This window comes from Nostoc cf. edaphicum LEGE 07299, from assembly GCF_015207245.1.
In the GTDB taxonomy this organism is placed as follows: Bacteria; Cyanobacteriota; Cyanobacteriia; order Cyanobacteriales; family Nostocaceae; genus Nostoc; species Nostoc edaphicum_B.
Map to the genome: position 1 here is coordinate 1 of NZ_JADEXF010000054.1, position 9,844 is coordinate 9,844.

At 41.2% G+C, this 9,844-nt stretch carries 10 protein-coding genes; 5 read left to right on the forward strand and 5 right to left on the reverse strand.

Annotated features, from left to right (window positions below; genetic code table 11):
• Together IQ229_RS02740 and IQ229_RS02745 are read right to left on the reverse strand one after the other, a co-directional pair.
• Positions 1–349 (reverse strand): DUF262 domain-containing protein (locus tag IQ229_RS02740; protein ID WP_194041067.1); only part of this gene is annotated, 349 nt, incomplete at its 3' end.
• A gap of 108 nt (positions 350–457) precedes the next feature.
• Positions 458–1,399, reverse strand: a complete 942-nt coding sequence (locus tag IQ229_RS02745) for a 1-aminocyclopropane-1-carboxylate deaminase/D-cysteine desulfhydrase (protein WP_194041069.1) — start codon at positions 1,397–1,399, stop codon at positions 458–460.
• Between the two features lie 220 nt (positions 1,400–1,619).
• Between IQ229_RS02745 and IQ229_RS02750 the strand changes: the two genes are divergently transcribed.
• From IQ229_RS02750 to psaX, 3 genes are all read left to right on the forward strand, one after another.
• Positions 1,620–3,350, forward strand: a complete 1,731-nt coding sequence (locus IQ229_RS02750; protein ID WP_194041071.1) for a diflavin flavoprotein — start codon at positions 1,620–1,622, stop codon at positions 3,348–3,350.
• A 130-nt stretch (positions 3,351–3,480) separates the two neighbouring features.
• Positions 3,481–3,993, forward strand: a complete 513-nt coding sequence (locus IQ229_RS02755; protein ID WP_194041073.1) for a phosphate-starvation-inducible PsiE family protein — start codon at positions 3,481–3,483, stop codon at positions 3,991–3,993.
• 180 nt (positions 3,994–4,173) lie between these two features.
• Entirely contained in the window at positions 4,174–4,323 is a 150-nt protein-coding gene (gene psaX, locus IQ229_RS02760; protein WP_194041075.1) for a photosystem I protein PsaX, read from the forward strand.
• 21 nt (positions 4,324–4,344) lie between these two features.
• Here the strand turns inward: psaX and IQ229_RS02765 are convergent, their stop codons facing one another.
• On the reverse strand, positions 4,345–5,211 hold the full coding sequence (locus IQ229_RS02765) for a branched-chain amino acid ABC transporter permease (protein WP_194041077.1): 867 nt from the start codon (positions 5,209–5,211) through the stop codon (positions 4,345–4,347).
• A 208-nt stretch (positions 5,212–5,419) separates the two neighbouring features.
• Here IQ229_RS02765 and hrmK point away from each other — a divergent pair, with 208 nt between their 5' ends.
• Both hrmK and larE read left to right on the forward strand, forming a co-directional pair.
• Complete coding sequence (hrmK, locus tag IQ229_RS02770) at positions 5,420–7,270, forward strand: hybrid histidine kinase/response regulator HrmK (protein WP_194041079.1); 1,851 nt, start codon at positions 5,420–5,422, stop codon at positions 7,268–7,270.
• Between the two features lie 126 nt (positions 7,271–7,396).
• Positions 7,397–8,224: an ATP-dependent sacrificial sulfur transferase LarE gene (gene larE / locus IQ229_RS02775; RefSeq protein ID WP_194041083.1), complete on the forward strand. Its 828-nt coding sequence runs from the start codon at positions 7,397–7,399 to the stop codon at positions 8,222–8,224.
• A 25-nt stretch (positions 8,225–8,249) separates the two neighbouring features.
• On the opposite strand, the gene IQ229_RS02780 is transcribed toward larE, so the two are convergent.
• The gene (locus tag IQ229_RS02780) at positions 8,250–8,606 is read right to left on the reverse strand and encodes a DUF4864 domain-containing protein (protein WP_194041085.1); all 357 of its coding nucleotides are present in this window, start codon (positions 8,604–8,606) and stop codon (positions 8,250–8,252) included.
• 67 nt (positions 8,607–8,673) lie between these two features.
• Positions 8,674–9,726 (reverse strand): SGNH/GDSL hydrolase family protein, encoded by a 1,053-nt coding sequence (locus tag IQ229_RS02785; RefSeq protein ID WP_194041081.1) that lies wholly within the window; start codon positions 9,724–9,726, stop codon positions 8,674–8,676.
• Positions 9,727–9,844 lie beyond the last annotated feature (118 nt).

The following is a 9,844-nucleotide window of genomic DNA, read 5'->3' on the forward strand; positions in this document are numbered from 1 at the left end:
CAAAATTTTCGTTATTAGCAATCTTGTTCCCATGTATTGATGTTAATAAAGAAGTTGTTCTTTGTTGTCCATCTAAAATGTACTGGTACTCATTAGAGTAAAAATTATCAGTAAATTTTATACCGCCTATTTCTCTATGGCTTTGTAGCTTTGTATGAGTTTTCCAAATTAGAATACTTCCTAAAGGGTAAAACTTATAAATACTATCCCAAAGTTTTTTAACATTCTCTTTCTCCCAGACGACATCTCTTTGAAAGGTTGGAATTTGATACTTGTTTGATAAAAGATTTTCCAAATAGAGAGCAATACTCTGATCATCCGACTTAATCCGTTCAGTAGATGTAAACATTGAGTTAACCTTATGTAACTTTGAGTAAATATCAAGATTGGTATGTGAATTTTACTTGTTTTAGTAAAATTCCATACAAGGCTAACTGATATTTAATTAAGTGGCAACTCAGCTTTTAGAAAGTCTCTGCAAGCTTTCCTCCATGCCAACGTTGCCCTGTAAGCCGCCTGTATGTACCAGCAGTAATGAATCGCCTTTACAAAAAAATCCCTGCTTTAGTAAATCCATCACTCCGTAAAACATTTTGGCGGTATATACGTAATCGAGGGGTACGCCATGTTCCTGTGTGAACTGCTGGCTAAACAGTAGCAACTCATCGTTCACCTTTGCATAGCCGCCAAAATGGTAATCACATACCAATTCCCAGGAAGCGGGAGAACTATATGGCGAGGGTAAGCCAGAGGCGAGGTAATTTTTCAATAGATTTTCGATTTCTTGAGCGAGAAATGCGCCATTTTTTAAAACGGGAAATGCGATCGCTCTTTGTCCTTGATGCAACGAAAGCGCAATACCTGCTAGTGTGGTAGCTGTACCGCAGGCTACGCAGATACGATCGAATGCGATCGTCGCATCACCAACTATTTCTATGCAGCCGCGCACACCATTTAAATTACTCCCGCCTTCGGGAATGATAAACACCTCGCCGAAACTTTGTCGCAGATATTCTTCTAAAGCTGGTGTGTTGCGCTGTCGATACATTTCGCGGTTTAGATACACAAGCTGCATACCCTGTTGTATAGCAAAACTCAGCGTTGCGTTTAATGATAGCCTCTCCTCTCCACGAATTACGCCGATGGTGCGAAAACCGAAAAGATTACCAGCCGCCGCAGTTGCATAGATGTGATTGGAATAAGCGCCGCCAAAGGTTAGCAGTGTTGTGAAGTTTTTCTCTTTGGCCTCTAAAAGATTGTATTTCAGCTTAAACCACTTATTGCCGTTAACCCACGGGTGCATAAGATCCAGGCGCAGCACATATAGTTCAACACCAGCGTGACGAGCGATTTCGCTGTTGATTTGTTGTAGAGGAGGAGTAATAAAGGTTAACGACATCTGCACAAGATTCTAACTTAGAATTTGCATTTTCTCACGTTCATTATCGAATATAAAAGTAATGATAAACATTGAGTAATTCAATGGTAAGTCAAGCTAAATGATAAATAAATCTTTCTAATGATTAGCTTTAGAAATTGGCATTTTACTAATTGAATGTTTCAGGTAAATATAAGAAACATAACACTCGCTCCAGATAATATTCTTTTGGAGAAAAGAAATGGTTGCACTCACACAGCTTACTCAAGTTATTTCCAATCCTGGACGTTTGACGATTGAAACTGTTGAAATTGCTCCTCAAACGACTGCTATACGTTGTCTCGATTGGGATAGAGAACGTTTTGATATCGAGTTTGGTTTACGGAATGGTACAACCTATAATTCTTTCTTAATTCAAGGAGAAAAAATTGCCTTAGTTGACACATCTCACCGTAAGTTTGAGCAATTATATCTTGAGGTAGTGGCGGGATTAATCGATCCAACTAAAATAGATTACTTGATTATTAGCCATACAGAACCAGACCACAGTGGCTTAGTGAAAGATATTTTGCAATTAGCTCCCTCCATTACTGTTGTTGGTGCAAAGGTAGCTATTCAATTTTTAGAAAATATGGTTCACCAGCCTTTTAAATCAATGCAGGTGAAAAGTGGAGAGCGATTAGATTTAGGCAACGGACACGAATTAGAATTTATCTCTGCACCTAACTTACACTGGCCTGACACAATCTTGACCTATGACCATAAAACTTCTACACTCTACACTTGCGATGTGTTTGGGATGCACTACTGTGATGACCACACTTATGATGAAAATGTCAGCTTACTTGAGGAAGATTTTAAATATTACTATGATTGTCTCATGGGGCCTAATGCCCGGTCTGTTTTGGCAGCTTTAAAGCGGATTGAAAAGTTAGAAATAGCAACTGTTGCTACAGGACATGGCCCTTTATTACAACACTATATCTCTGAATGGCTTGGACGGTATCAAAACTGGAGTTTAGAACAAGCAAAAACAGAGACTTTAGTGGCTCTATTTTATGTTGAGGATTATGGATATAGCGAGCATTTAGTCCGTTCCATAGCGCATGGATGCGCGAAAACAGGGGTGGCAGTAGAATTAGTAGACCTCAATAGTGCCGAGCCTCAAGAAGTTCGAGAATTAGTTGCACAAGCTTCTGGTTTAGTAATTGCAATGTTACCCCAATCTTCGGTGATGATTCAAGCTGCTTTAAGTACAATTTTGGCTGCTGTTCACAAGAAACAGGCGATTGGTTTATTAGAGTCGGGAGGAGGAGATGATGAACCTGTTTATCCTTTACGTAATAAGTTTCAAGAACTAGGATTAACTGAAGCTTTTCCTCCTATCTTAGTTAAAGAAATTCCTACCCAAGCAACGGAACAACTTTGTGATGAAGCGGGGACAGATATGGGTCAATGGTTGACCCGCGATCGCAGCATAAAACAAATTAAATCTATCAATACCGAGCTAGAAAAAGCTTTAGGGCGGATTAGCACAGGATTATATATTATCACTGCCAAAAAAGGAGAAGTTCAGAGTGCAATGCTGGCTTCGTGGGTGACACAAGCCAGTCTTGAGCCTTTAGGAGTAGCGATCGCAGTATCCAAAGATCGGGCAATTGAATCCTTGATGCACGTTGGCGATCGCTTTGTTTTAAATGTTTTAGAAGAAGGCAAATATCAAGGATTAATGAAACATTTCCTCAAGCGTTTTGCTCCTGGCGCAGATAGATTTGCTGGAGTTAAAACATATCCAGCTAAAAATGAATCGCCCGTTTTAGCTGAAGCTCTAGCTTACATGGAATGTGAAATCACTAGCCGTATGGATTGTGGAGATCATTGGGTAATTTATAGCATAGTCCAAACTGGAAGAGTCGCCAAGCTAGATGCACTTACTGCTGCGCATCACCGCAAAATTGGCAATCATTACTAATTTGTCATTTGTCATTTGTCATTTGTCATCTGTCATCTGTCATTTGTCATTGGGCATTAATTAATAATTCTTCTGCTCCCCTGCTCTCCACAGACGCGATTCATCGCGTCTCTACAACTTCCAAAAAACTATGTATAAATCTGTTGAAAATACCCCGATTACGATGTACGAAATAAATCGTGGGCGCGTCGTGCGAACCTTGGAATTTATTCAAGATGTGATTGTGATTTGTTTGTGTATTGGTTTATTTAGCTTTATGGTGCTTCAGGTGAGAGATATGTTTCTCTCTTTACTTCCACCTCTAGATTTTCATGCTGTTACTGCTGATATTCTCTTTTTACTTATCTTAGTTGAGTTATTTCGACTGCTGATTATTTACCTACAAGAACATCGAGTATCTATTGGAGTAGCTGTTGAAGTTTCCATCGTTTCCGCCTTGCGAGAAGTCATTGTTAAAGGTGTTCTAGAAGCAAGTTGGAGTCAAGTTTTAGCAACTTGTGCCTTTTTATTAGTGTTAGGAGTTCTACTATTCCTGCGAGTTTGGCTACCCCCAACTTTTGAAGGTATCGATCCCGAACAAGAAGTATCTAAACGCTATAAAAGCCGAGCCAAGTCTGAATTAATACAAAACAATAGTCATTAAAAATAGGGAGTAGGGAGTGGGAAGTAGGGAATAGGGAGAGACAAGGAGAATAACCCATGCCCAATGCCCAATGCCCAATGCCCAATGCCCAACTTCACACAAATATTCTTAAAGAATTTGAGTATTTGGTACGCCAGTTTGGTATTTCTTAAAAAGTCATGACATTAGGAGAATCGGATTATGACCTCTAAAACAACGAAGAATCCGGCAGATTTACCAGTTGCCGACAGTGGAGCTAAACCTCCCTACGCCTATCGCACAGGCTGGGCAATATTCTTGTTAGCTATCAATTTCCTGGTAGCAGCCTGGTATTTCCACATTATTGAATAATTAGAAGTGGAGTGGTGCTGCTCAAATCGTTCCTTTGAATAAACCTTTGGGACGAATGAGCAGCACCAAAATCATGATCAACAGTGCTACACCTTGTTTGTACTGTGAACCCAGCCAAGGAGTGCTGATTTCTTGGACGATGCCAATGATAAAAGCTGCTGCGATCGCACCGTAGGGGTTGCCAATTCCCCCAAGTATTACTGAGGCAAATAATGGTAATATTAGGAACCATCCCATGTTCGGGCGCACAGCTGTAATTAACCCATACATACTGCCGCCCAATGACGTAAGAGTGCCAGCAATTACCCAAGTCCAGAAAATTACTCGATCGACATTGATACCTGAAACCCTTGCTAAGTCCAGATCATCGGCAACTGCTCGCATCGCCTTACCAATTTTGGTATTTTGCAGCAGATAATGCAGCGCCAAAATTGCTAACACCGCCAACCCTAATACCAATAATTGATTTTGCGGTATCTTTAAACCCAAAATATCTAAAGCCTGAGTAACAGGTAAATTATAATTTTGGTTCCTGCCACCCCAGATAAAAATAATCCCATTGCGAAGAAATAAGGCAAGTCCAATAGAAATAATAATCAGCGTAGTCGAAGTAGCACGGATAGAGCGCATCTTTGACCACAGTAACTTTTCCGATAACAGCATTGCTGCTACCGTTCCCGCCGCCGCTAGGATCATCGACAGCCAAATATTGACTCCAATGGTGTTTATCAGCCAAGTTAAATAGGCTCCTAAAGTGAGAAAGTCACCATGAGCAAAGTTCGATAGCCGTAAAATTCCATAAGTAAGAGTCAGTCCGACTGCGGCTAGAGCAATAATGCTCCCCACCGCAATCCCATTTACGATTAGTTGGGCAAATTGTGTATCCATAAATCTTCAGTTGCGTTGAAAAAATTTTAGGTTAGTGGTTTATACAATAATTTTTTTTTGGAGTAGCTGCTAAACTCGACATCATAAGTTATGGTTTATAACAACATAAGTTATCGTTTATAAATAAAAAAGAATTGTCCGCTAATATACATAAAATCCTGTTGGGATTTTTATGCGTAGCTAAACTTGTTCAGCGGTCTAGTTGACCATGCAGCAGTATTCAAGCTTACCAGACCAGAAATCACTGATAGATGCAACGCCAAAACTTTTGACAACAATTGAGCAACTTCGCGCGCAGCTGTGGCTGGAGAGCAGCTTAAATCAGTTGCAAAGTCGCCTTAATGATTGCTTGCTTTCTGCTTGTAACACTGTCCCACAGTCAGAAGCAGCACAAGCGGAAATTTTCCAAACCGTGGTTAACGAGATTAACAGTGCTATTCACAGCAGTAATCTGGCACTTACAGAATGTGCCGTAGGCATCGCTATGTGTCAACCACAAGAAACTGTTGCCACAGTTTGTTATGTTTCTCGTTCTCCATCCCCAAATTCATCACCTTTATTTCTAGAAGTGCTGACAGCAGAAAAAAAGCTGCTGTTGAGATTGCAAGAAGTCATAAAAATTGAAGATTTGCAACAGCTTGAGAATCAGCAACTACCGAGCGCTTGGCGGTTGGCGGATGATTCTGGCATTATCGGCTGGCTAATTCTTGCCACAGCGCCCTTAAGTTCTGATCATGAGTCGTTTATAGAATCGCAAGCTCAACTCAGATCGCAATTGATAACAAGGTCTACCAACTGCTGTACTACAGCCTTGCTACAACTTAGACACATCCTGTCTTGGCCGCAACGGTGTGAACAGTTAAGTAACTCTAATCAAGAATTGGAGCGCACTAATCAACTGAAAAATCAGTTTCTGGCAAACACCAGCCACGAAATTCGCACACCGCTTAGTTCCATTATTGGGTTTACCCATCTGCTTTTAGCTCCAGGGTACGAACCAACTAAAGAACGTCAGCAAGAGTATTTAAATATCATTCAGTCTAGCGGTAAACACTTACTTGCTCTTATTAACGATATTTTGGATCTCTCTAAAATTGAAGCAAATCAGCTAGAAGTACAGTGGGAAACAGTAGATGTGCCAATATTGTGTAGCAATGTTTTGGCACTGGTGAAAGAGAAAGCTGCTAATAAAGGTTTGAAACTGTGTCTAAAACTTGAACCCGATATTACAACCTTAGTAGCTGACCCCTTACGACTCAAACAAATGTTGTTGAATTTACTCTTCAACGCCCTAAAGTTTACCAGTAAAGGAAGTGTTGGCTTACAGATTGCTTCCAAAGGTGTATTTGTGCATTTTACAGTTTGGGATACTGGCACTGGCATTTCCCAGGAAGACCAAGTTCAACTGTTTCAGCCATATTTCCAAATTGCCAAGGCCGTAGCAGATGGTATTGAAGGTACTGGTTTGGGTTTAGCAGTGACTCAGAAACTCGCCCAAATTCACGGTGGTTGGGTGAAAGTTGAATCTGAAATAGATCGTGGCTCCCGTTTTACTCTTGTACTTCCTCTTAAGCAAGAGATGGGAGTCAGGGTAGATAAGGAAGCAGGGGAAGATGAGGAAGCAGAAGAAGCAAATTTTTCCTCATTTTCTCTGCCTTTGACACCTAGTTCCTCTGTAGAAATTTTGCTGGTAGAAAATGATTTACCCAATGCTAATTTGATGCAAATTTATCTACGTAAATTGGGATATCAAGTGACTTGGGTTAAGAATGCTGACGAGATGTGGGAAGCCCTAAGACAGTTAGATCCAGCGGTAATTTTAATGGATGTTTGTTTGGCCGATGAAAATGGTCTTAACTTAATACAACAACTGCGAGAACATCAGCAATATCGCACGATTCCGGTAATTGTTCAAACAGCAATGGCGATGAAAGGCGATCGCGAAACTTGTCTAGCTGCTGGAGTAAATGACTATATTTCTAAACCAATTGATTTACCACTTTTAGCCAGTCTGGTAGCTAAGTACAGTCAAGCACCAACTTCGGTTGATGGGGAGTAGGCAGTAGGGGAGATGAGGGAGACAACGAGAATAACCATACCCAATGCCCCATGCCCCATGCCCCAAAAGTAATGACTACAATATAAATGATTGGGTGCTGTAGGGTTGTGGCAGGATGGGGAAATGATGCTGACAGAAAAATTTGAGCAATTAAGAGCCTTATTTAAAGAAATGGAGCAGGCGTTGATTGCCTACTCTGGGGGCGTTGATAGCACTTTGGTTGCCAAAATTGCTTATGATGTGTTGGGCGATCGCGCTTTGGCTGTCACGGCTGTTTCTCCTTCACTGTTACCAGAAGAATTGGAAGACGCCAAAATTCAAGCTGCAACAATTGGGATTCCTCATAAAATCGTCCAGACTCACGAGATGGAAAATCCCAATTACACCTCTAACCCTGTTAACCGCTGTTATTTTTGCAAAAGTGAGTTGCACGACACTCTCAAACCTTTAGCTTTAGAGTTGGGTTATCCTTATGTGGTGGATGGGGTGAATGCTGATGATTTGCATGATTATCGCCCAGGAATTCAGGCGGCTAAGGAAAGAGGGGCGCGATCGCCTTTAGCAGAAGTGAGTGTCACCAAAGTTGAAGTTCGCCAGCTTTCGCAACAACTCGGTTTACCTTGGTGGGATAAACCTGCTCAACCTTGTCTCAGTTCCCGGTTTCCTTACGGTGAAGAGATTACTGTCGCTAAGTTGCAACGAGTCGGCAGAGGAGAAATTTATCTGCGAAAGCTAGGTTGGCAGAATTTACGCGTGCGATCGGAAGGGGATACAGCACGTATTGAATTACCACCAGAACAAATCAAAGAGTTTGTATTAACTAACGATTTACAAACACTAGTTTCGGCATTTCAAGATTTTGGATTTATCTACGTAACCTTAGATTTAGAAGGTTATCGTAGCGGTAAGTTAAATCAGGTTTTAAATAGGGAAGCCTTGGGCGTTAAAGTATAGAATTTTAGTTCAATAAATATAGAGTTTATTTACTTTCTAGAGAAACTAGAAAGCAACCGTTAATTCTCCAGATATGATTGGGCTGTTTTTCCATAAAATATAAAGCCCTCAAGGGAACTCCATCAGGAGCAAGTAGCAGCACTGGTTGAGTTATATTTCCCTGGATGGTTGTTATGTTCTCAAAAAATACAGAACGAGGACGGTATACTGCTGGATAGCTTGTTTTTACCATCTGCATAAAATTTCCTGGGGTTCCGAATTGCGCCTGTATCGCCGGACTAGCAAAGGCAAAAGCGCCTTGGGCATCATCTTTTTTAAAGGCTGCCAATTGGTATTCAATTACAGAACGTATGTTGATGGCATCAGTATCAGTAACTTCCATAAGTTTAAAAATTGCGTAGGCGCAGCCCGTCGTAGACATCGCTCCAAGTATTGGCACGATCGCTCAATTACTCCCGCTGAGTGAGTGTGTATTCTATTTGCTGTAGTGCCGTTCGCCACACATCATATCCCTCTTGAGACAGGTGCAACCCATCTGTGGTCAACTCTGGGCGCAAATTGCCTTCTATATCCGTAAACCAGCTATAAATATTGAGATAATTAGCACCTTCTTGTTTAGCAATCACGGTTAGTTGGATGTTCAAGTGACGGATACGGCTATTGGAAATTTTTGGTAGACGAGTAGGCAAAATTGATTGGACAATAATTTGAGCTTTGGAGTGAGTCTGGCGTAAACGCCGGACAATCCGGCGATAATTATGCAAAATTGTTTCATCACTAGCACCTTTTCGTAGGTCGTTAATCCCAGCCATGAGGTAAATAACATCTGGCCGTGTTGCTGAAAATGCACCCAATCTTTTTAAAACGCCACTAGAAGTATCTCCAGATATGCCTTGATTCAGCCACAATTTACCAGCAGGCAGTTTTTCTCTGGGAAACCACATGCTCAAAGAATCACCAACTAAAATACTTAGATGATTGGCACCTTGACCTTGGGCGATCGCTCTTGCTTCTAAAGCTAATAAACTTTTCCAGTCATCATAAGTTAGCTGACGTTTCTTGATCGACTCCCACAATGATTGCAAATTATCACTATTTACGCGTGTATAAATCTGACCTGTTTTCAGAGCCGCCAATCTTTGGTAGTAAAGTTGATTGCCAGATGTCAGTGATAGACCAGCTCCTTGGGTACTGGGGTTAAGTGATGACTCTGTTGTGGCTGGTAATCCCTGACTGCTGAATTCTGGTACGCTAGGGACGTTTTTCTCACTTACTATTGGCTGCGAACTTTTTAGGGGTTGGAACGCTTGGCCGCTGAGTTCGGGTAAGGAGAGATCAACGCTCTTGATAATTTTTGTACTGGCTATTGTCTGCGAACCTTGTTTTAAATCCCACAGGAATCTAGAACTTTCTGGCAGGACAATTGACAGATGTGGAAGAGCCGATGCTGGTATTGCTAATCCTGTTAACAAGCCTGCTGCCAACAGATAAGGGTCCCTCATCGCTTTCTCTCTCCTCTACTCACTGCTTTTCCTTATGACGGCATTAATTGGCTGTATTCAGGAAAATTTTACTTTGGTTAAGTTATTATTCTTATTTACGCTGTATAGTTCTGTAAAG

Excerpts from the sequence above, each read along its gene's own strand:
- IQ229_RS02745 (WP_194041069.1), bottom strand. The coding sequence starts at position 1,399 with ATGTCGTTAACCTTTATTACTCCTCCTCTACAACAAATCAACAGCGAA.
- IQ229_RS02765 (WP_194041077.1), bottom strand. The coding sequence starts at position 5,211 with ATGGATACACAATTTGCCCAACTAATCGTAAATGGGATTGCGGTGGGG.
- IQ229_RS02750 (WP_194041071.1), top strand. The coding sequence starts at position 1,620 with ATGGTTGCACTCACACAGCTTACTCAAGTTATTTCCAATCCTGGACGT.
- IQ229_RS02785 (WP_194041081.1), bottom strand. The coding sequence starts at position 9,726 with ATGAGGGACCCTTATCTGTTGGCAGCAGGCTTGTTAACAGGATTAGCA.
- hrmK (WP_194041079.1), top strand. The coding sequence starts at position 5,420 with ATGCAGCAGTATTCAAGCTTACCAGACCAGAAATCACTGATAGATGCA.
- IQ229_RS02780 (WP_194041085.1), bottom strand. The coding sequence starts at position 8,606 with ATGGAAGTTACTGATACTGATGCCATCAACATACGTTCTGTAATTGAA.
- larE (WP_194041083.1), top strand. The coding sequence starts at position 7,397 with ATGCTGACAGAAAAATTTGAGCAATTAAGAGCCTTATTTAAAGAAATG.
- IQ229_RS02755 (WP_194041073.1), top strand. The coding sequence starts at position 3,481 with ATGTATAAATCTGTTGAAAATACCCCGATTACGATGTACGAAATAAAT.
- psaX (WP_194041075.1), top strand. The coding sequence starts at position 4,174 with ATGACCTCTAAAACAACGAAGAATCCGGCAGATTTACCAGTTGCCGAC.